This is a genomic window from Bacillus sp. Bos-x628, from assembly GCF_040500475.1.
GTDB lineage: Bacteria > Bacillota > Bacilli > Bacillales > Bacillaceae > Bacillus > Bacillus maqinnsis.
In genome coordinates this window covers 2251454-2274558 of the sequence record NZ_CP159358.1, presented here as the reverse complement: position 1 = coordinate 2274558, position 23105 = coordinate 2251454, and the positions used below count along the sequence as shown (strand labels likewise).

The window sequence follows — 23105 nt, the reverse complement described above, 5'->3', positions numbered from 1 at the left end:
TCCTAAAGAATAGTTAACTGCCTGTTTTGACTTCTCGTTTTTGGAAGACAAATAAGGCAAAGGCCAAGAAAATGGCCCAATATACAGCCAAAACGGTTAATGAAAAACCAAGAGACATACCTTCCATAAAAGGAACATCATCCATGAAATATTGAGATGGATCATTGGCAAATAACAAGTACTTCGCCCAATCGAAGGTGAACATCAAGATACTCGTAATCGTTCCACCTATAATATAGGCTAACACACTAATGGCAATGGAGATTGCTTCACTTCTAAACACCGTTGAAATCGCAAAAGAAAGTGTCCCGAGTACAACAAACTGCGCACAATGCGCCAAATAATAAAACACCATATTCATAAACTCTGAACGTTCAATCACTTTGCCATTTTGATAAACCAAATTCACGTACTCATTGTTGAATCCAAAGAAAATCGCACCCAAGATAAATGATAGAATAAATAACACAGCGACGAGTAAAAATGAGTAAATCTGAACCGTAATATATTTAGATAAAAGAATCTTTGATCTTGATGGTGGACGAATGAGTAATAATTTAATTGTACCATGTTTGTATTCTGCTGACACAATGGTCGATGCAATGATAATAACAAACACACCTACAAGCTGAAGTAATCCAGCATTTGTTTTCACATAAGTCCAAGCATTATTTCCGAATTGCTCTGCTGGCGGTAAGTCATGTTTAATCCGATAATCATTAATCGCTATTTTTCTTTCAAGGCTTCTCTTATAGAAACCATCCTCAGTATCTTTTAACTCTTTTTTATTCCCAGCATTCATCATTTGCAGCTCGGCTTTCCAATCACTTGATGTTTGATCATCATTTGTTTTGATTGCAAAAATAAGCGTGCCAATCATTCCTAGGACAAGAAGTCCCACCATAATCCAAGTACCAACACGATAACTGATCTTCATCCATTCGTTTTGAATGAGGCGAATCATACGTTTGCCTCCTTTTTACCTGTTAAACTTAAAAACTTGTCTTCTAGTGTCTGTTTTTCTATTTTGACTTCATATAGATGGATAGATGCATCGCTCAAATGACGAATCAATTGCGGCATCTTCGCTTCAGGTAGAGAAAAGAATAGATATGTTGCCTCTTCCCTTACAGTGACGCCCTCCTCAAATTCACCAATCAATCTTTGCGCTACTTCAAGCTCGTTTTCCTCTACCTTCATTCGATAATTGACCAGATCATCCTGCTCAGTCTCCACACGCTGATCCTCAATAGCTATCAGCTTTCCTGATTGAATAATGGCAAAACGATCACACATCAATTCCATTTCTGACATGAGGTGACTTGAAACAATTACTGCAAGTCCTTCTTCCTTCGCAAGCTTTCTCAAGTAATCTCGTATCATTCGGATACCCTCTGGATCAAGTCCATTGGTCGGCTCATCTAAAATAAGTAGTTTCGGTTTATGGATGAGTGCTTGCGCAATGCCCAAACGCTGCTTCATTCCTAATGAAAACGTACGGACACGCTTATGCTTTACATGTTGCAGGTTTACAAGCTGCAACAACTCGTCAATTCGCTCTTCATCTACCTTCCCATTCATTCTTGCAAAATGGACAAGGTTTTGTCTTGCCGTTAAATGATTATACATTTCTGGATTTTCAATAATCGCACCTACATCTTGGATGGCATGCCGATAAGACGTCTGGATACTATGTCCATTAATCAGAATGTCACCAGATGTAATAGGAGAAAGACCGACCATCATACGAATTGTCGTCGTTTTTCCTGCGCCATTTGGCCCTAAGAAGCCAAAGACTTCTCCAGCTTGAACAGAAAAACTCAAGTCTTGAACGATCTTTTTCCCGCGAATATGCCTAGATACATGATGCAGTTCTAAAACTTTCGTCACGTTACCTCTCCCTCTTTGTCATAGTTTTCTATCATCAATGTCCTGATATTACACCATCATCCGTCAAAAATAGAAGAATACTTCCATATGGTACAGCAATGCCCAAAAGATGTGAAGGGGATTAGCAAAAAATTAGAGAATTATTTGTTTTTTTAAGGTGAGGTTAAGGAAGAGATTACTTTTAGCAAAGGAAATTTATTGAATTCAACTAATTCTTATATTTGAGTTCCTCTCTTTATAAAGATGCAAACTGAATATTACTAAAAACGCAAAACTGTAAAAAATTACAATTATGCTAGATTTAAAGGATTCTACTGTGATTGTTGATCGAGTTAAATTATCTGCATTTGAAATGAATCCAGCCCGGCAACATGAATTCATAAGATAATTGCGTCAGAATCGCCCTCAGCAACACACAAAAAACCATTTTGTTTTGATCTTGAACATTCACCTTTTATCCATTCAGACGTATAAATACATGGTGACTACGCATCTAAGCGACTTTCAAATGTGATACTCTGGACAAGCGGATACCCTTAACGATTTACGTTAGTATGTATGGTTAAATTAGGGAAATTTCAAAGATCGGGGCTTTTATATGAAGAAATCGTGAAAGGAGATATTACAATTAGTTGAGGCGGATGCCAGAGCAATTAGGTCAGATCTTGAAAATTAAATCCCTTTAAAAAGCGAACAATGGAGTTTATTTGCAAAGCACGTCTCAAACATTCTTTCAAGGTATGCAGATGAACAATTTGAGAGTACGAGACTCCCTGAAAGCTTACAAGCAGTTTGTTTTATCTCATGCAGAGACAATAAACTCAACAGTGCAGGGGATGTTGATCATTTGACATGGAAGAAACATGAAGTAACGAAGATCGACTATGGATGAATACAATATCCTCAGAAAGTATAAACATTCATTTGTGATTTTACGCAACGGACAATAAGGATTATGGAAGCAGATAGAACTGTTATAAGTTGATGTAGATGCTTCGTGTGTAGACGTTTATGAAACCGTTTTGTTACTTTGATATCCTCCTTGCTTGCTGTAGGACCAGAACAGGGATGGAAAAGGATATATTTGATTGAGATAAGTTCGGTGTTACCTAAAAGATGCACGTGTCAGTTATGAAGCTATCGTTTCTCATTAGTGAAATAATCTAATTATCTTCTTGAACTTCGATACCACTCTAGTGCTTTTTGGTTAATCTCCAATACTAGCCGTTCTTTCCCTTTAATATAGGATTCAATGTCGTTATGGAAACGTCGGGCTAATGCCTCTTTTAAGTCTCCATACTTTTTTGCATCATATGAATGCACTCGCAAGTAATCCCGAAATGCAATATGACGCTCGACTTGAGGATTTTCAACCTCATACATGTGAACATGATGAGTTCGATTCTCTCCTCCTTTTTGAAAATATCTTCGTCCATCAATTCCGTTCTCGCCCTTTGGTTTATAGCCAATGGCAACCATTGATGAGTTAAACTCATCAATCCGATTAATGTCTCTAACCACTGGCATTATGTCAATGATAGGCTTTGCTTTTAGGCTGTTTACAGACGTACTGCCGATATGATGGATTTCAATAATTTCTGAACCGAAAATTTGATGTAACTTGTTAGCTTCTTCTTCAAACATTGAATTCCATTGCTCGTTATATGGCTTTACTTCCACTTTTCTCATCAAAAACCACCACCTTATACCGTTTGTTATATATTTTCTCTTTGAAACTGTATTGGTTCTTCAATAAGATAATCCTCTAACTTTCCGTATCTTGAAGTCTGCGTTCAAGATAGACCAAACCCCTCTACAAACAACTGTGGTACGAAATGACCTGCTATCATACTAAAACATGTAATTCTTAGGAAATTAAGTGTAAATCCACAAAAAGCCTTTACCTTTCTTGCTATGAAGGGGTTATTGATTGAACGATCCCTTATTCTTTACGTTTCTATTGTTGACTCTCTGTTTATCGGACTCATTTATTAAAACCAGTTCATCATCAGATAAATAAATTGGTGGTCTATCGTTGAGGAAAATTGCCTTCATTTCAACCTTTACTTTACATCACTTATTTTTATTTTTCTAATACTGGCAGTTTGATTTACCAAGCTAACCCTTTTATTATTACCTCCCTTCCTTAATTTAATTATAATAAAGTACATGGGGAAATTATGGCAAGAGGTAAACTATGATTTCTTATATCATTAGACATAGGATGACCGTGATGTCGAATACAAAGTACAAACAGCCAGAATGAAAAAGTATAAACACCACGTTTCATCAAAAACCTAATATTTGACTTGTTATTTTGACAAAAAACAGACCTGAAATGTTACCTACAACAATTTAAATTATTTACCACCGACTCAATAGTTGTTTTACCTCTAGAAAAGAATCTATGACAATTTGAACGATACATTGATTGAGAGATCTTTAAAATGTCATCACAGCCGCAATATTCCTTGACGTTCTCTCTACATGTCTATCAGCCTCTTGCATCGCATCTGAAAGAGATGTGATTCCTGGAACGATACTAAATAACGCATCAATCCCGTAATCGTGTACAACTTCACTGTCTTTTGAAAGTGAACCTGCGATGCCAATCACAGAGATATTAAACTGTTTTGCTGCCTTGGCTACACCGATAGGCGTTTTCCCATAAATGGTTTGCCGATCGATCCGTCCTTCACCTGTTATGACAAGATCCGCATCCTTGACGATTTCATCAAAATTGACTGCTTTTAGTACAATGTCTATACCTCTTTGCAAGTCAGCATGTAAAAAACCTCGTAAACTTGCACCAAGCCCTCCTGCGGCTCCTGCACCTGCTGTATCACCAAAGGATACATTTAATTGCTTTTCTACCATATGAGCAAGATGAGATAAGTTCTTGTCGAGTAGCTGAACCATTTCATCATTAGCTCCTTTTTGAGGACCGAATACAGCAGAAGCCCCTCTCTCACCCGTTAAAGGATTATCAACATCACATGCCACTTCCAGTCGAGTCGTTTTCAGCCTTGGGTCGAGCCCAGACAGATCAATTACTGCTAATTGATGAAGCGCTCCCCCGCCTGATAATAGTTCTTGTCCTGATTGATCGAGGAAACGTGCACCTAACCCTTGCATCATGCCAACGCCGCCATCATTTGTTGCACTTCCCCCTAGACCAATGATCAAATGACTCGCCCCTTTGTCTAACGCCGCAAGCATTAGCTCTCCCGTTCCTCTAGACGTCGTAAACAGCGGATTTCGTTTCTCGGGCGGGACGAGGTGTAAGCCAGAAGCTGCTGCTATCTCTATGACGGCTGTCTGACCATCCCCAAGCATTCCAAAAAATGCATCCACTTGTTCGCCAAGCGGGCCAGTAACGACTTGATTAAAAATGGTTCCTCCTGTCGCGTTAACTAACGATTGAACCGTACCCTCTCCTCCATCTGCCATCGGAAGCTTAATATAATCTGCGTCTGGCAGGACGGCACGAAACCCTCGCTCAATGGCACATGCCGTCTCATAAGCAGATAGACTTTCTTTAAACGAATCTGGTGCTATCACAATTTTCATCAAATGCCTCCTCGATCTCACTGTATTTCGTCAGCCAAACAGCTAAAAAACGACAAAAATGATGGTAGATACAATGGTTATATTCAAACCTCTCAAGGATTCAAAAGGCATTAATTTCAAACGTTCCTTGATGTCCATTTGAACACTGCCTACCTTTGCATACCTGACAAGTAAATGAATAACAATAACAAGGAGTTTATTTCTAAAACGATTTTGCCTTCTGCTTTTTGTCAGTAGCTTAATTATTCTCTATAAAAGTAAAGTGTGAATAAAAGGTAGATAATCACTATGATTTTCCAGTTAATAACACGAAGCTTTTTTTCATTTTATAATCGTTAAATAGCGTATTTTAAGTAACTTTCAATTCTGCTTCTCTAAATACTATTTCCAATTCTATTTTGAAATATCATAACTGATTTTTTCAAATAGATCGACCTTTATTTCTACTCATTAAAAATCAAAAATAGATTTATCTCGAAGGAATTACCGTAATATTAAATAAAAATGTAGAAATCAATTGTCACTTTCACCTTTTTAACATTCAAAAGAATAATTTTTTGAATTTGTACAAACGATCATTCAACGATAAAATCGGTTCACCACATGATATTAGGACCTTTTTTATTGACGATGGTCAATTGCCTCTTAGAAACGATTATATTTTACCAGAATTTGTGATATTGTTTTCTTGAAACAGGCGAAAGGAGTATAAAGAGGTGAAATTTCATGACTATCATTTCAGCTGAACAGGTGGGGAATCGTTTAAATGATTGGCGAATTGCCATTCGTAAGCATGATGTACACAACGCAAGTTCAATGTACAAAGAATTGAAAAATATGCTTCATCAAATGGAAGAAAATCAGGAGGTCTTGACTTATTATTCATTGCTAGAGGGTAAGTATAAACTCATGTTATTTGACACAAGAGGTGAAAAATTAAATGGAAAGACGGAGCTAGATCATCCATCTAAGACAAACGATTTAATTGAGTACTATTTTTACCTGTACAAAGCCCTCTATGCATCATATAAGAGAGACTACACATCAGCCATTGGATTATTTAAAATTGCAGAGAAAAAGCTACAAAACATTCCAGATGAAATGGAAGTAGCAGAATTCCATACAAAGATTGCAAACTTATATATGCTGCTTCGTCAAAGCCTGATTTCACTTCACTATATTCAGAATGCCATTGATATTTTTAAAAGTCACGAAGGCTATGAAAGAAGACTGGCAGTTGCCTTTGTCATCGCTGCTACCAACTTCATGGATATTGGTGATTATAAAAAGGCAGAAAACTATTACAAAAAAGCATTAAACATCGCAAAAAGTCTAAACGATCATTTTCTGAAATCACAGCTTTACCATAACATCAGCATTCTTTATGCCGAAACAGGTGATTCACAAAAATGTATTCACTCCTTAGAAAAAGCACTTAGTGATGATGACTACCTATCATCATGTTACTTCCTTCATTCCATGTTTATGTTAATAAAAGAGCTTCTTTATATCAATAAACGAACGCAGGCTCTTTATTATTACGATTTGGTCAAACAAAAACATGCAACGGAGAAAAACCCCATCTATACAGCAAAAATGAATTTGCTCTATCATCTATATTTCACCGAAGACCTAACAAAAAAAGCCCAAACCTGTTTCAATGAAATCAGCATACTAAAAGAATTAAAAGATGTTGAAGGTGTTCGTGAGTTGAGTGCACTTGCCGCAAAACATTTTGAAGAATTGGGTTCAATTCAAGAGGCATATCTTTTCTTAAAGGAAGCCTATCAAATTGAACATAACACTCATTACTGGAGGAATTCTGATGAAAAAAATGAGGTTACTGATTTTTACTGTAATGCTCGTCGTTTTTGGACAAACAGAGTTTATCAACCTGACAAGCCATACTGATCATGATATAACAGAACGACCAATCGGCACGTAATTGAAAACTGTATTCGATACAAAGAACCACTCGCCTAGTCACACCGGCAAGTGGTTCCAATTTTAACTTTAATTATTGATAATAAGATATGAGGCGGTGCATATGTACCGCTAGATAAGTTAGTTCATCATTTAGAAAGAATTAATCGCATTGGATTGATTTTTATCAATTGAAGCAAGATTAATATTTGAGCCAATGCTTTGATTCCTCCCCAGCTTCCAAGACCAACCATGAGAACAACATATAAATATTCCTCAATTTCATCTGTGCACCCTTCAACTTTTTATGAAATTGATACGCAATATAAACATTTATAGTTTATTTCCTATTTAGAATATAAAGCTATCGAGTATCATTTTCTTACTTTTTAATTATTTTATATATCTAAATGTATATCTTTTAGAAGGGTATGAAATTAAGCAATTAATTGATAAGAGCTTACACCATTTTTGGAAAATTAGTTATGGTCAAAGCTATCCTACATTAAAACTGATTGTGCAGGACGATCTTGCTGAGGTGGCACCTGTTTCTACATCAGAGCGGTCCGATAAGCACGAATATGTCCTGACTCCAAAAGGTCTAGACACCTTTAGTGTCTCTATTCTAGGAATTTGTTTTCACTAAGCCGACAAAATGCTTTAATATGCGTGCAGTTAAGCCCCAAATGGTGTAGTTTTCATAATCATAAAACCACTCCTCAATGGCACGACTCCCCCAACAATATTTTTCACCATTCATGATCTTTTCAAAGGGAAAATCTTCAGATGGAGTTGGCTGTACAGACACAAAATGTAAATACGGCTCATATTGGCATAGCCATTTTAATGGCACTGTAAAAGTCTCATCCACTTCCTCTTGATTAAAAGAATGTTTGACTTTCTGTTCATCGATGACGCCGACATATGGATAGACGACGAAGGATGGAGAGGCAATGTAAGGGCTGAGCTGACCAAGGATCTCGACTGATTCAGGCGAAATGCCTAGTTCTTCATGGGTTTCGCGCAATACAGCTTCCAGTGCTGTTTCGCTGTTGTCGAGTTTACCGCCTGGAAAGCTAATATCACCGGGCTGTTTCCTCATGGTCAACGAGCGTACTTCAAATAAAATATGCCATTCTCCGTCCAATTGCACCAATGGAACAAGGACTGCCGCTTTAAATGCCGTCTCTTCTCCAATAAACAGCGGTTGTATTTGTTGTAAACCATTCTTTAATTGATCAATGAACACAAGCATCACCTGATTCCTGTATCTCTTTTCCTTAGCGTATCATTGTTCACCTTTTGAATAAAGATGCTCTTTTTGACAATTAATTGTCAAAAAGAATATGTGTTACTTTACAAGCAAAACAGATTCAGATCAAAATTTGAGGTGACATGATGAAAACTCGACTAAAAGAGTTGCGTGCACGAGATGGCACTTCTTCTCGATATTGCATTTGAATCCTCTGGGCTATTTCACGTTTGAAAAAAAGTATCTCTCTCACTTTCTGGTGATGAGGAAGATGAACTTGAAGCGAAGCAACATCAAACATTTACTGATTTGACGTTAGCAAATACAGTCGGTAGCATTTTATCAATTGGTATCTCGATCATTACTCAACAAGAATGATGGCTCACCTTTCTTTTTATCATCACCTCATTTGTTTTGTGCTGAGAAATTAGTCTATCCTAATCGAAAACTACCAAGTGTATCAGACAAAGATTATGCCAGAAAATGACTCGCCATTTTCTGATGAAGGCAAAAAGCATGTGATGCTTGAAGAATTTTTTTCCACATATCAAGCGATGAATAATCTTTTGACCAATGCCGTGTTAATTCTCATTGCGTATTCAATTGGAGCGAACCCTTCTCAGCTCTTTTCGATCATGGTTACTGGGCTCGTCCTCATCATACTAAATGCGCAATACTTACTTAAAATTAGAAAGCGTTCATTTTCGAAAAGGATAGCCTTTATTTAGGGAAAGGCTGTGCTTTTTTATCAACTATGTCATGAAGCACAACGTTTCTTCCATACATACATTAAGAATAAGAATGCAAACCATATGGGCGTCAATAGCAGAGCTGGTCGTGTCGCGTCAGCAAATAGCATGATTAAGAGAATCGCTGCAAATAGCACAAGAACACATATATTCACAAATGGTGTGAATGGTGCTTTAAAGGCAGATGCGGCGTGAAGCTGTGGACGTGTTTTTTTATATTTAAGATGACAAATTAAAATAATACTCCAAACCCAAATGAAACAAATTGCGCTAATCGTCGTTACAACCCCAAAGGCTTGTTCTGGAATCAGCTTGCTTAAAAGAGCCCCGACAGAGACAACGAGGGTTGAGACAAATAATGCATTGCTTGGAACTGCGTGATGATTCAGTCGACCAAAAAAAGATGGTCCCTGCTTTTGATGACTTAAATGATACAAAATTCGGCTCGTAGAGAACATACCGCTATTACAAGCTGAAGCCGCCGAGGTGAGTACGACAAAATTAATGAGCCCTGCTGCTACTGGAATGCCAATAAGTCCAAAGGTTTTGACAAATGGGCTTTCTGATGCATTCAGCTCTGTCCATGAATTAATACATAATAAAACAAAGATTGCGCCAACATAGAAAAATAAAATTCTCAATGGAATCTTATTAATGGCTGACGGAATATTTTTGTATGGATTCGCTGTTTCTGCTGCGGAAACCCCGACAAGCTCCACTCCCACATAGGCAAAGATCACCATCTGGAATGACAATAAGAAACCAGTTATGCCATTTGGAAACAGCCCGCCATGTGACCAAAGGTTTGAGACAGTCACAGGCCCAGCATTTGTTTGAAAACCAATGATTAATAACACAATCCCAACGCTGATTAACAATAGAATTGTCATTACTTTAATTAATGCAAACCAAAATTCCATTTCTCCAAAAAGCTTCACCGTCAATAAATTAAATCCAAGTAAAATCAGCAAACAAATGAATGCAGGAATCCATTGGGGAATGTCAAACCAATACTGCACATAAACACCGACAGCAATCACATCCGCCATCGCTGTCATAATCCAGCAAAACCAGTACGTCCACCCTGTCACAAAGGAAGCCCATGGACCAAGATAATCCTCCGCTATATCGGTTAAAGATTGATAGCCTGCCTTGGATAAAAGTAATTCCCCAAGTGCCCTCATGACAAAAAAGATGGCCATCCCTACAATCAAATAGGTAAAAATAATGGATGGGCCGGCCAATTGAATCGCCTTACCTGAACCTAAAAATAATCCTGTACCGATTGTTCCACCGATTGCAATTAATTGTACATGTCGATTTGATAAATTTCGTTTTAACTCTTGTTGTGCCAACTTCAACGCCCTCCTACTCACGATCTTATATTGAAATAACAAACTGTAAAAAACCCCATAAAAAAAAGATTGGATGCGCTCCAATCTCATGGTCATAAGAATAGCAAAATAGAGAAAAGCAATACATGACATCATCCATGCATCACAAATACAATATTCCGTACTCTTCTGTCCTTTTGCCTGAGATTGTGAACCCTTCGGCGCCGCACATACATGCAGTCTCTCCAGAAGCTGCTCCTGCCATAGTGTGACCCACAGCAATCATAGCTTTTATATTTACTTTAAATGTTTCTATTTCTGAATAATTTTATATTTTACGCCTCTAAAAGAAAGCTGTCAATGGTAATCTTTTTATAAGATCATTCATCCGGATCCCTTACAAAGCATATGACTTCACTTCATCAATGTCTCCTGATTAAGGTATAATATATCAAAGAATACTCGTACCGTTTGACAAAAAATCCATCATTATGTCTAGATAATGAACCAAAAATGTAAGCAATCCATTGAAGTTGGTGAATTCAAATGAAAAAATTGAACAAAGAACGCGTCACATTACAGGAAGTCGCCAGACATGCTGGTGTCTCGACTTCAACAGCCTCTCTTGTTGTTCGGAATAACCCAAGGATCTCTGAAGCCACTCGAAAAAAAGTCCTTCAATCCATGGAGGAACTAGGTTACGTATATGACCGTGTCGCTGCAAACATGCGATCAAAAAGCTCTAATATAGTGGGTGTCATTGTTACTGACATATCAAACACTTTTATCTCTGAATTTTTAATAGGGATTCAAATGACTCTTGAATCACTTGGATATACCGTTTTACTCGGTACAACCTTTGACAGTGTCGATAAGCAGGAACGGCTCATTTCCACAATGGTGGAGCATCGGGTCGGGGGAATCATCTTAAATCCTGCCTCGAAGAGCTCTACTCGAACTGTGAAGCAGTTAAATCATATCCGAATTCCAAAGGTACTTGCCAACCGTGAACTGGCTGAAGTTCATTGTGACTATGTCGGAGTAGATTATGAACAAGGCGCTTGGATGGCGGTACACCACCTACTCCAAAAAGGGCATACACGCATTGCCTTTTTAGGCGGAATCAAGTCCTCATCCACTTGGATTGAGCGAATGAAAGGCTTTCAAAGAGCCCATGATGAGGCTCAACTTGCCATCGACGACGCTCTCATTATTGACATCGAGCCTACTCGTGAAGGCGGGAAGATATCACTTGGAAAAGTGCTGGACCAGCCTGAGCCGCCAACTGCTATTTTTTGCTTCAGTGACTTAGTTGCATTCGGTGTCATTCAGGAACTTACATCACGTGGAATGAAACCAGGTGAAGACATAGATGTCGTTGGCTTTGACAATATCCCTGAAGCAGAGATGTATCACCCGCCACTTACGACCGTCTCGTCATTTCCAAAATCCATCGGGGTAAAAGCCGCTCAGCTTTTATACAACAAAATGAACGAACAAGATGAAGAGTTACAACGATTAATCCTAAAGCCACAACTTCATATTAGAGAGACATCTACTTCCTGACGATAAGGAGAATTGCTGATCAATTCTCCTTTTTTCATTGAACAAGTTAAATCACAAAGTCATAAACTTGACACATTTTCAACGCAGGAGTATATTAATCTCATTGCTTCTTTAGGTATATCGTTATACCTATTTCCTATTTTTCGTATAAATTTTATAACTTAAAGATATAGATGGCTGATACTGATCAAGTTAATCAACTCCACCCTTTCATATTCACTGTTATTATGTTTTATTTTTAGTATAACGATATACTTATTAGAACATCGCGATGGATATTCATCAATTTTTCATTCATCACATAAGGGGTGTTGTGACGGGCTTACCTATCATTAAGGAAATGACAAAGGGTATACAAATGAATTTGACCCTGAAGGGGTTTCAAATATAGGAGTGGGAACATGAAGAATTCTTATATTAAATCGTCGCTTGGTATGTATTTCAACTACTTCATGCTAGGTATGATCAATATTATTGTGGCATCAAATATGGAAAGTTTATCAGAACGCTATCATGTTGATATACCAAAAATCAGCCTGCTTGTATCGGCGATTGGAATCGGGAAATTGATTGCTCTCTTTTTCTCAGGTCGACTGACGGATCGCTGGGGACGCAAGCCTGTCATTATCACAGGAAACTTTCTTTACTTATTATTCTTAATCGGGATTCCGACGACGAGCAATTATACGTTAGCCTTTATCTTTGCGATATCAGCAGGGGTTGCGAACTCTTTGCTTGATTCAGGAACTTATCCTGCACTCACAGAAGCATTTCCAAAAAAATCGAGTTCAGCTTCTGTCTTAGTAAAGGCATCCGTTTCAATCGGAGCGACTGTTCTGCCGTTTATTCTGGCATATCTTATCGCACACGACATCTTCTGGGGTTGGGCTTTCTATGGACTAGGTCTTCTTTATTTACTCGTAGGGATTTACTTGATCTTTATGCCATTCCCAAACCATAAGCAAGTCACATCACAAGATAGTCTCCCAGTACAGGAACAAATGAAGGAAGAACCTAAAATGTTCGGTGAAGGCTTAGCCGTCGTGCTAATGGGCTTCACGTCAACAGCTTTATTTGTGGTTTGGCAAACATGGCTTCCGCAATTAGGATTAAAATTAATTGGGCTTGACACAGGACATGCTACACAACTGCTTTCTTATTTTAGTATTGGTGCACTTGTGTCTGTTTTATTGCTTTCAATTTTACTAGACAAATTCATCTCACCTATTATGGTGTCAATTTTTTATCCAATCGGGGGCATTTCTTGCGATGCTTTCATTGTTCCAAATTGAAACCTATAGAAAATTGTCATCGTCAGCACCTTTTTCTTAGGGTGATTTACAGCAGGAATTTTCCAGTTGGCCATGAGTATAATGATGAAATTATTCCCTACAAATAAAGCAACAGCATCATCTTATGTCAACATTGCAGCAAGCTCGGCTTTTATCCTTGTGCCACTGATTACAAGTGGTTTGGTTAGCGGATACGACATGAAAATGATGTTATTTTTCGATATGGTGATTGCTACTTTCAGCGTATTGCTAGCAGTCTTTGTACTCGGACGCATGAAAAAATTGTTTAGATAATTAAAGGAGATGTCAAACGTTGACAAACATACATGAACGAAATATTGATGGAAAAACAAAATTAGTCGGTCTTCTCGCTACACCCATTGGTCACAGCCTGTCACCGCGGATGCATAACCTTGCCTACACATTAACAGGCATCAACTATGCTTACCTAGCATTTGAAGTAGGAAATGATGAACTAGAAGCAGCAATAAACGGAATGAAAGCGATGGGTGTAGCTGGATTTAACGTCTCTATGCCGAACAAAATGAAAGTGCTCGATTACTTAGATGAACTAGATCATTCTGCGAAATATACACGTGCAAGCAACACCATCGTGAACAAAGATGGCAAGCTGATTGGCTACAACACAGATGGTCTTGGTTACGTGAGAAACTTGATTGAACATGGCATTGAATTAGCTGGACAAAAGGTAACACTCGTTGGCTCGGGCGGTGCCGCGACACCGATTGCGATTCAACTTGCACAATCAGGCATTCGTGAAATTAGTATTTTCGCACGACAAGATCAATATTTTATTCAGGCTGAAGAAAATGTGAAGTACATCAACAAAGAAATGAAATCATTCGGTGTCAAAGGGAACCTCTTCCCGCTTGAAAACAAATACGCATTCCGCCGAGAAGTAGCTGAAAGTGCGATCCTAGCAAATGGGACAAGCCTTGGGATGAAACCATTAGATCAGCTCAGCATTATCGATGATACGCTTGATGTACTGCGTGAAGATTTAATCGTCACAGATGTCGTATACAATCCGCAAAAAACAAAGCTCCTTGTTCAAGCACAGGAAGCGGGCGCCAAAACCATTAACGGTCTTGGGATGATGCTATGGCAAGGTGCTCTTGCTTACAAACTCTTTACTGGTGAAGATATGCCGGTCGCTCAAGTGAAAAAGGTTCTTTTTGAAAACGACCGCTTCTAAATGCGACCGCCGCTCTAAAATGTATACTTTGTAAAGGACATTTATAAAAAACTAGGTAGCTTGTAAAAGATGATCTCTGTATTGTATAGGGGTCATCTTTTTTGTCTATTTATCCTGATATAAAAAAGTACCCTATAGAGTATTGCATTTATCATTTCATACTCGATTTTTGTAATTTTCCTATTTTCAATCTACCATTAATTCCTTTCGCCCCAAACGGCAAAAGCATTCCCAGCACCGCATTCATACTCGCTTCCTGCTGTTCTTTTGAGATTTTGTGCCCGTTTGTGGGTAAGTCCGTATAAGCCTTTTTGCGGTGTTTTTAGGACGTCAAAGGATTTTTGTGACGTTTTGTCATTGTCAACCGCTTTGACTGCGGCTTGGGTGGTTTTGTAGATCGCTTTCCCGCCTTTGAAAATGCGCCCCGCCCAGCCGACGATTGGGATGTAACCTGCGGTAACACATACTTAACAAAGGATAGACGCGCCTTTTTTATCGAAAACAACCCAAATACCCGAACAAGCCAAATACTACGCTCATTCGGGTTTGCATTTTTTTCTATTATAATTCTTCACCATTTGTGGCTATGACTTTCTGATACCATGTAAACGAATCTTTTTTGAGACGTTTCATTGAGCCCTTGCCTTCGTTGTCGCGGTCAACATAGATCATACCGTAACGTTTTTTCATTTCGCCAGTTGTAAAAGAGACGATATCAATAATGCCCCAAGGCGTGTAGCCGATGAGGTCGACGCCATCGTATTCGACCGCCTTTTTCAGTGCTTCGATATGTGAAGCTAAGTATTGAATCCGTTCTGGATCATGGATTGAGCCGTCTTCTTCCACTGTATCAATGGCACCAAAACCATTTTCCACGATGAATAGCGGGATTTGATAGCGATCGTAAAAACGATTCAGTGTATATCTTAGACCAGTTGGGTCAATGGACCAGCCCCAGTCACTTGTTTTGATATAAGGGTTTTCTACACCATGCGGCAGCCCTCCGTTAACTATATCCCCACTGTTGTCAGATACAGCATCACTTTTGACCGTTGTCGACATGTAATAGCTAAAGCCTAGATAATCGACTTTTCCCTTCCTTAAGCTTTCTTCGTCGCCTTCTTCAAAAGGAATGTGGTAGCCTTCGCGTTCAAATTCTTTTAATGCATAGCTTGGATAGCAGCCGCGAACCTGCACATCTGGAAAGAAATAACGTTGTCTCATATATTCCTCTGCTAACATGACATCTTCTGGATTTGATGAATACGGATAGATCGGTACGTGGCTGACCATCGCTCCAATTTTAAAGGATGGGTTGATTTCTTTTCCCTTTGCTACTGCCCATGCACTCGCAAGCAATTCATGATGTCCCGCTTGATACATGATTTCCTTAGCATTCTCGCCTTCTTTGACCGATACCCCTGAATTTGTCCAAAGGAACAACGGGTTGTTTACATCCATTTTGTTATTAATCTCATTAAACGTCATCCAGTACGTCACTTTGTCCTTGTACCGATTGAAGCACACCTCAGCAAATTTAGCGAAATACTCAGCGACTTTTCTGCTTCGGAAACCGCCGTATTCCCTAGCTAAATGTAGCGGCATTTCAAAGTGGGACAGCGTAATCACAGGCTCGATGCCATGCTTGAGTAACTCGTCAAACACATCATCATAGAACTGTAAGCCTGCTTCATTCGGTTCCTCTTCGTCTCCCTTAGGGAAAATGCGGCTCCAGCCAATCGACGTGCGTAAACATTTCAAGCCCATTTCAGCAAACAGCGCAATGTCTTCCTTGTAACGATGGTAGAAATCAATCGCTTCATGGTTCGGGTAAAATGTTCCTTCTTCTATTGTCTCAGTAATTTGTCTCGGCACTCCGTGTGCTCCTGCTGTCATCACATCCACAACACTTGGTCCTTTTCCTGCTTCGTTCCATCCACCTTCACATTGATGAGCAGCTAATGCACCGCCCCATAGAAAATCTTTTGGTAATGACATATTATTTTCCTCCTATTTCACAACTGTCATGATGATGTCGTTTGGCTGACATGCCTCAAGTTCCTCTACAATCACATCTTCGTACGCTTGCGTATTGGTAATGATGACAGGAGTGATCGTTTTTAACCCTTTGCTTTCAATCGCTTCTTGGTCAAATGTCATCAATAGATCTCCCTTCTTCACCTTGTCGCCCTCTTTTATATTGAGAGTAAACGCTGATCCATCAAGGAAAACTGTATCAATTCCTACATGAACAAGTAACTCCACACCATACTCTGAACGTAAACCAATGGCATGCTTTGTCGGTGCAAGCATGACGACACTGCCGTCAAACGGTGCATACAGCTTATTGTCTGCAGGCTCAATCGCAAGTCCTTTTCCCATTGCGCCTGAGCTAAACACATCATCTGGCACTTCAGAAAGCGGAAGGATTCTCCCTGCAAATGGTGCAGCCACCGTTTCTTCATTGTTCATTGAAGCAATCGTTTCTTCTTTCTCTTTATCTTCAACGGGTGTTTGACCTGCTGTCTGTTCCACTGTATCTTCCCCATAACCGAACAGTTGAATGAGTACAACCGGTAAGATGAGTGCAATGGCTACTCCGATTAAGATGCCAATAATTGACGTTGGATACTCAGCGCTAATCCCATTCACAATCGTAAGTGGACCTGGTAAGCCTGCATACACAAAGTAATATGGCGTAAAGAAGCTGGCCACAACAGCACCCACCGCTCCAGAAATACATCCGAAAATAAATGGCTTCTTGAAACGTAACGTAACCCCATAAATAGCTGGCTCCGTAATACCGAAGAGACCTGTAATTCCAGCAGAGACACCTACCTTACGCGTTTCTCGATTTCTCGCTTTTAAAACCACACCTAAGACTGCACCGACCTGAGCGATCACAGCAATGGTTTGGTATGCTTGGAAGGAGTCCCGTCCATACTGTTCAAAGTTTGCAAGCACCATTGGCGTAATTCCCCAGTGAACACCAAAAATGACAAGCACCTGCCAAAATCCACCGATAATGGCGCCTGCTAAAGCCGGTACGTTTTCAGCTAAAAAATTGTATCCGTTTGCAATTCCATTTGCTCCAGCAGTAGAAAGAGGGCCAATTAATAAAATCGTTAACGGAACCATCACCACCATACAGATGAAAGGAACGAATAATGGCTTAACAACCTCATGAATACGTTTGTTTAAAAACCTCTCTAAATACGAAAGAATCCAAACTAAGAAAAGGGGTGGCAATACAGATGACGTATACACCGTTTGAGATAATGCAATTCCTAAAAAGGTGACACCCTCACCTGATGCCACACGCCCGGCAATCTCTGCCCAAGTTGGGCTGACAAGTGCTGCCGTACACGCAACCGCAATATACATGTTCGTTTTGAAATGCTTAGACGCAGTGATCGCAATAAAGATCGGTAAAAACGTAAACGGAGCCCAAGAAATGAAACTAAACACTTCATAAGTTCCCGTTTTTGAAAAACTAGGAAATAACAAATTAATTAAAATGAGTGCACCCTGCAAAATTCCGGCTGCCGCCAAAATATACACAAATGGCGCAAACACAGCAGACATGGTAGCGATGACTCGATTCAGCACCGTTCCCTTGTTTTCATTTGCCTGATCGTCATCAGACGTTTGAAGCTGCACAAGACTGGCAAAATGCTCATACACCTCACCCACATGTTGACCAATCACGACCTGAAACTGTCCGCCATTTTCAACAACGGTAATCACGCCAGGCATGCTATTGACTACTTCTTTCGCCTTAGGATTTGAACGTTTCAGCACCAAACGCAAACGTGTGGCGCACCTTGCAGCACTCACCACATTTTCCTCTCCACCAACTGCCTCTAAGATGTCTTCTGCAAGCTTATGATAATCCCTTACTTTTGACATATAAACCCCCCTTTATGACTATTAGTATATGTATATTATAATTATACCGGTACAATTTATCAATACATATATAATATAAAAATCATATTAACGAAAAATCGGCATGTGCTATAATACAAATACAATACATCGTGAAAACAAAGAGGATTGGTTATGTTAAAGTATCAACAGATCGCGAGCGACATTGAAAAATACATTGTTACCCATGAACTGAAGCAAGGAGACAAACTCCCCGTACTCGAAACACTCATGAGTCAATTTGCTGTCAGCAAAAGTACCATTATCAAATCATTAGACTTACTAGAAAGAAAAGGAATTGTCTATCAAGTGAGGGGTAGCGGGATCTTTGTCAGAAGGCATCGACGCAAGGGCTACATCAGCCTATTATCCAACCAAGGATTTAAAAAAGATTTAGAGGAATTTCAACTTACATCAGAGGTTTTAACATTAGAGACCGTCAAACCAACAGAAGAAGCTGCGCTTAATTTGAACATTGAACAAGAAGAGGATGTTTTCTACCTCAAACGCATTCGTTACATCAATGGACAAACTTTGTGTTTAGAAGAATCCTATTACCGGAAAACAATCATTCCCTATCTCAACACAGAAATCGCCGCCGATTCCGTTTTTAAGTTCATTAGCGAAGGCCTCGGTCTCAAAGTTGGCTTCTCTGACATGTACATGCAAGTAGGCAAACTAAATGAAGCCGAAGCAAAACACCTCGGCCTCAAACAAAACGATCCCGCCCTCCGCGTCGAAACCGTCTTCTATCTCACAAACGGCCAGCCCTTCGACTTCTCGAAAATCACCTATAATTACATGCAGTCCCAATTTTTTATTCAAGCAAATAATTATTACGGGTGATGGATAGGACAAAAGACTAAAAGCTCTTTATTTTAGTCTTTTCAGCGTGAATGAAAACCCTCTCTAGGAAGGACGAGCTACTTGTGCGGAGCGTGAGCACCAGCACGCAGGCCAGACAACAAATGCGAGGGTTTGTCTACACGCTGAAGCCCCTCATTGATTGAGGGGCTGTCTTTTTTTATTGGTTGCTACATTCATTTTGAATACCCACGTACACCAAATGATGACAGGGATAGTAGTCAAATATATATTTTTGGCCCATACAAATCATCATAAACTACACTTACTATAAAGAAGGCAAAAAATTTTTGAACTGTTTTATATCAAGTACCTTATACACAAATTTTAGCTTTTTGAGACGAGGAACCAAAGATACAAAAAAGGAAGTTCTCTTTGTTAAACTTGCCTTTTTCCAAACGCAGCATTGGCTGTTGTAATACTATATGCACTGGAAGATAAAGAAGCTCCTTCTCGCGCCATTCCTTTCCTGTATAATAGCCTTCAAACTGATTCTGACAATCCGCTACATATGACTTTTGTCCATCAGTGTTTGAAGCAAGTCTTTGGGTATTTCAGTCAATCTTCCAAGGCTTCGATGAAAAAAGGGGAGACATGCCTCACTCACATAGGATGTAGCAAAATCTCCAATCTGGGCTATAGATATATCCATTTATTCACTTTCTCTTAACCTTTCTTTTAAATTAAGCCTTTTCTTTTTAACTCCTCAATCATTTTTGATTCTTCAGCAGTTGGCGTTGGAGGTTGTTCTTCTTGTACTGGCAGTTCTAATTGGACATCAAGTTCTTCTTCGGTTAATAAAGGATTATCTTTGGTCGTTGCTTTAAATATTTAAAGAGCAATTGAAAAATAAGTCACCTCACCTTCCTTGTCGAGGAATTCAAAATTCCATACTTCTGCGTCTCTAAACCCTTAAAATGCGGGTTAAATTGGACAATTCTATCTTCTCTTTTAGGAGGAATTGAATGACAAGTATACAGACACTCCAAATAATTCAGCTCCTGTTTATTCATTTTTAATTCATTGAGATATTTTGCTAAATTTATGATACGATAACAGGAAAAAAGACTACAGGGGCTAGTTATATGAGTGAACTTTTATTTGAAAAACGAGAATTTAAAACAGAACAGATTCTTTCTCTAAAAGCAACTGAATTTCATAATCAACCCATTGTCTATATTCTTTATGACGAAAAAAAGAGGCCATCCGCTTATATTGGTCAGACAGTTCAAGCTAGTAGACGATTGAAACATCATTTGAAAGACCCAAAACGAAACAAATTAACTAAAACCATTTTGATTGGGCATGAACGCTTTCATCAATCGGCTTCATACAATATTGAGACAAATCTCATTAATTACTTTATTGCAGAAAATCGTTATCAATTAAAAAATATCAGTCAGACTAGATCACGAGAGATGCATCATTATTATCAGAAAGACTTTTACAATGAAAAGGTCTTTGAAGAAGTTTGGAAGCAACTACAACAAGAACAGATCGTCACTCACTCATTAGAAATGTTAAGAAACCGAGACATATATAAGCTTTCACCTTATAAGGAACTATCACCCCAACAAGTAGAAATTAAAAATGAAATTTTGGCATTTTGTAAAGATCATATCAAACAATCAAGCCATCATGTTATTTCTATAGAAGGTGATGCAGGAACTGGGAAAAGTGTTTTACTGAGTTCCCTATTTAATACGATTCAAGATTTATCGAATGATATAGAGTCTGTTTTAAACAAAAAAAACAATTATTTACTTGTGAATCATGCAGAAATGCTAAAAACATATCACAACATTGCTAAGAGTCTGCCGAATCTAAAAAAGAAACAAATCATGAGACCAACTACGTTTATTAATCAGATGACAAGATCAGGTGAAATGGCTGATATCGTGTTAGTAGATGAAGCACACCTCTTATTAACGAAAGATGATAAGTATAATAACTTCCATTATCAAAATCAATTGGATGAAATTATTAAACGCAGTAAAATAACTATTGTCATTTTTGATCCCAAACAGGTACTTAAAATTAAAAGCTATTGGAACGAAAAATTACTTGAGGAGATCACAAACAGATATCATGCGAAGACTGTTACACTCACAGAACAGATGCGTATGCATGCCGATCCAGATATTTTAAAATGGATCGACCAATTTGTCTCAAAACAATTATTACCTCTGCCTGAAGAGAAACAGGGATCATTCGAGCTTAAAATCTTTGCGGATCCAATCAACTTTAAGACTGCCATTCAGCAAAAGGATCATGAAGTTGGTCTATCCCGCATTGTATCAACCTTTGATTTTTTACATAAAAAAGATGGAGCTACATATATCGTAGATGAAGGTGGTATCAATATGCCATGGAATTCTACGAATGACAAATGGACATGGGCTGAACATGCAGATTCGATTAGAGAAGTGGGCTCGATCTATACGGTTCAAGGTTTTGATTTAAATTATGTAGGAGTCATCCTTGGTCCTTCTATCAGCTATGATGAAGAAAAGGATGAACTTCTAATCGACACTTCAAAATATAAAGATACAGGTGCATTCACCTCACGAGATGACATGTCCCTTGAGGAGATCAAGAAGGCAAAAGAAAAGATTATACTTAACTCGATAAACATTCTGATGAAACGTGGCATTCATGGTCTTTATATCTATGCAACAGATGAAAAACTAAGAAAGAGATTGATAGAGTTAAAAAGGAGCGGAAAACATGACTGAGATCAAGGATTTAATAGATATGATCAATCAGAGACGATCGCAACTGGAGACAATACCATAATTCAAAAGATCTTGCTAATCCATAAGTTTAATAAGCCCTAATTAATAATAGATAGGAATAACTTTTATCTAACTTCAAATTAATCTACATAAAATCTCATTGAGAAAGTTCTAAACTTAAAAAAGATTTCCCAAATTTAATCTTAACTCCATTACTAAAATAAGCTAAAATCAAACTATGAAATATAATAAGGGTGATCTATTATGAAAAAAACAGTTCATGTCGTTGGTGCTATCATTGAAAACGAAAAAAATGAAATTTTCTGTGCACTAAGAAGTCCTAATATGAGTTTAGCTAATTATTGGGAATTTCCTGGAGGTAAAATTGAGTCTGGAGAATCCCCTGAACAAGCATTAAAGCGTGAATTTTTAGAAGAATTCACTTGCAATATTGATGTCGGTTCAAAAGTAGAGGACACAACATATGAATATGAAAACGTCATTGTACGACTTGAAACTTACAAAGCTAAATTAGTAGAAGGAAATCCTATTGCATTAGAGCATGCTGACACACGCTGGGTTACGAGAGATAAACTGACCGAACTTCATTTCGCTCCTGCAGACATTCCTGCAGTGAACAAGATTGTAAATGAAAAGATGTGAATGTAATGGATCAGCAGATATTTCAACTTCTCCATATATTAAATTTTCATCACAAAATAAAATTCCAACCTGTTTTTCCTTCATCGATAAGCATATTCATTTTTAAATTGGTCTAGTTTTCTCA

The 23105-nt window shown here is 38.5% G+C and carries 17 protein-coding genes, 2 pseudogenes and 1 riboswitch; of the genes and pseudogenes, 10 read left to right on the top strand and 9 right to left on the bottom strand.

Annotated features, from left to right (window positions below; genetic code table 11):
* Positions 1-13 precede the first annotated feature (13 nt).
* From ABVJ71_RS11775 to ABVJ71_RS11760, 4 genes are all read right to left on the bottom strand, one after another.
* Complete coding sequence (locus ABVJ71_RS11775; RefSeq protein ID WP_353854168.1) at positions 14-964, bottom strand: ABC transporter permease subunit; 951 nt, start codon at positions 962-964, stop codon at positions 14-16.
* Positions 961-1890 carry an ABC transporter ATP-binding protein gene (locus tag ABVJ71_RS11770; protein WP_353854167.1) on the bottom strand — a complete coding sequence of 310 codons (930 nt, stop codon included), beginning with the start codon at positions 1888-1890 and terminating at the stop codon, positions 961-963. Before ABVJ71_RS11770 ends, ABVJ71_RS11775 begins: the two co-directional genes overlap by 4 nt.
* 1167 nt (positions 1891-3057) lie before the next feature.
* Positions 3058-3579: a GrpB family protein gene (locus ABVJ71_RS11765; protein ID WP_353854166.1), complete on the bottom strand. Its 522-nt coding sequence runs from the start codon at positions 3577-3579 to the stop codon at positions 3058-3060.
* Positions 3580-4332: 753 nt separating this feature from the next.
* A complete protein-coding gene (locus ABVJ71_RS11760) occupies positions 4333-5460 on the bottom strand; it encodes a glycerate kinase (protein WP_353854165.1) in 1128 nt (375 codons plus the stop codon).
* A gap of 726 nt (positions 5461-6186) precedes the next feature.
* Between ABVJ71_RS11760 and ABVJ71_RS11755 the strand changes: the two genes are divergently transcribed.
* Positions 6187-7371: a Rap family tetratricopeptide repeat protein gene (locus ABVJ71_RS11755; RefSeq protein ID WP_353854164.1), complete on the top strand. Its 1185-nt coding sequence runs from the start codon at positions 6187-6189 to the stop codon at positions 7369-7371.
* 385 nt (positions 7372-7756) lie between these two features.
* Positions 7757-7993: pseudogene (locus ABVJ71_RS11750) on the top strand (PadR family transcriptional regulator); the annotation flags it as partial.
* A gap of 15 nt (positions 7994-8008) precedes the next feature.
* Here the strand turns inward: ABVJ71_RS11750 and ABVJ71_RS11745 are convergent.
* The gene (locus ABVJ71_RS11745; RefSeq protein ID WP_353856646.1) at positions 8009-8632 is read right to left on the bottom strand and encodes a CoA pyrophosphatase; all 624 of its coding nucleotides are present in this window, start codon (positions 8630-8632) and stop codon (positions 8009-8011) included.
* Positions 8633-9108: 476 nt separating this feature from the next.
* Between ABVJ71_RS11745 and ABVJ71_RS11740 the strand changes: the two genes are divergently transcribed.
* Positions 9109-9363: a hypothetical protein gene (locus ABVJ71_RS11740; RefSeq protein WP_353854163.1), complete on the top strand. Its 255-nt coding sequence runs from the start codon at positions 9109-9111 to the stop codon at positions 9361-9363.
* 29 nt (positions 9364-9392) lie between these two features.
* Here the strand turns inward: ABVJ71_RS11740 and ABVJ71_RS11735 are convergent, their stop codons facing one another.
* Complete coding sequence (locus ABVJ71_RS11735) at positions 9393-10739, bottom strand: amino acid permease (RefSeq protein WP_353854162.1); 1347 nt, start codon at positions 10737-10739, stop codon at positions 9393-9395.
* Positions 10740-10897: 158 nt separating this feature from the next.
* Positions 10898-10977, bottom strand: a riboswitch (glycine riboswitch).
* A gap of 287 nt (positions 10978-11264) precedes the next feature.
* On the opposite strand from ABVJ71_RS11735, the gene ABVJ71_RS11730 reads away from it, so the two are divergent.
* The 4 genes from ABVJ71_RS11730 to ABVJ71_RS11715 all read left to right on the top strand — a co-directional run bounded on the left by ABVJ71_RS11730 (position 11265) and on the right by ABVJ71_RS11715 (position 14792).
* Complete coding sequence (locus ABVJ71_RS11730) at positions 11265-12284, top strand: LacI family DNA-binding transcriptional regulator (protein ID WP_353854161.1); 1020 nt, start codon at positions 11265-11267, stop codon at positions 12282-12284.
* Between the two features lie 401 nt (positions 12285-12685).
* Positions 12686-13576 carry an MFS transporter gene (locus tag ABVJ71_RS11725; protein WP_353854160.1) on the top strand — a complete coding sequence of 297 codons (891 nt, stop codon included), beginning with the start codon at positions 12686-12688 and terminating at the stop codon, positions 13574-13576.
* Positions 13577-13642: 66 nt separating this feature from the next.
* The gene (locus tag ABVJ71_RS11720) at positions 13643-13870 is read left to right on the top strand and encodes a hypothetical protein (protein ID WP_353854159.1); all 228 of its coding nucleotides are present in this window, start codon (positions 13643-13645) and stop codon (positions 13868-13870) included.
* A 19-nt stretch (positions 13871-13889) separates the two neighbouring features.
* A complete protein-coding gene (locus tag ABVJ71_RS11715) occupies positions 13890-14792 on the top strand; it encodes a quinate/shikimate dehydrogenase (protein ID WP_353854158.1) in 903 nt (300 codons plus the stop codon).
* Between the two features lie 293 nt (positions 14793-15085).
* On the opposite strand, the pseudogene ABVJ71_RS11710 reads toward ABVJ71_RS11715, so the two are convergent.
* The 3 genes and pseudogenes from ABVJ71_RS11710 to ABVJ71_RS11700 form a co-directional block, all read right to left on the bottom strand.
* Positions 15086-15247, bottom strand: a pseudogene (locus ABVJ71_RS11710) (T7SS effector LXG polymorphic toxin); the annotation flags it as partial.
* A 106-nt stretch (positions 15248-15353) separates the two neighbouring features.
* Positions 15354-16790: a 6-phospho-beta-glucosidase BglA gene (gene bglA, locus ABVJ71_RS11705; RefSeq protein WP_353854157.1), complete on the bottom strand. Its 1437-nt coding sequence runs from the start codon at positions 16788-16790 to the stop codon at positions 15354-15356.
* A gap of 12 nt (positions 16791-16802) precedes the next feature.
* A complete protein-coding gene (locus ABVJ71_RS11700) occupies positions 16803-18701 on the bottom strand; it encodes a beta-glucoside-specific PTS transporter subunit IIABC (protein WP_353854156.1) in 1899 nt (632 codons plus the stop codon).
* Positions 18702-18854: 153 nt separating this feature from the next.
* Here ABVJ71_RS11700 and ABVJ71_RS11695 point away from each other — a divergent pair, with 153 nt between their 5' ends.
* From ABVJ71_RS11695 to ABVJ71_RS11685, 3 genes are all read left to right on the top strand, one after another.
* A complete protein-coding gene (locus ABVJ71_RS11695; RefSeq protein ID WP_353854155.1) occupies positions 18855-19565 on the top strand; it encodes a GntR family transcriptional regulator in 711 nt (236 codons plus the stop codon).
* A gap of 1103 nt (positions 19566-20668) precedes the next feature.
* Entirely contained in the window at positions 20669-22318 is a 1650-nt protein-coding gene (locus ABVJ71_RS11690) for a DUF2075 domain-containing protein (RefSeq protein ID WP_353854154.1), read from the top strand.
* Between the two features lie 264 nt (positions 22319-22582).
* Positions 22583-22981, top strand: coding sequence for a (deoxy)nucleoside triphosphate pyrophosphohydrolase (locus ABVJ71_RS11685; protein ID WP_353854153.1), 399 nt, complete (start codon positions 22583-22585; stop codon positions 22979-22981).
* Positions 22982-23105 lie beyond the last annotated feature (124 nt).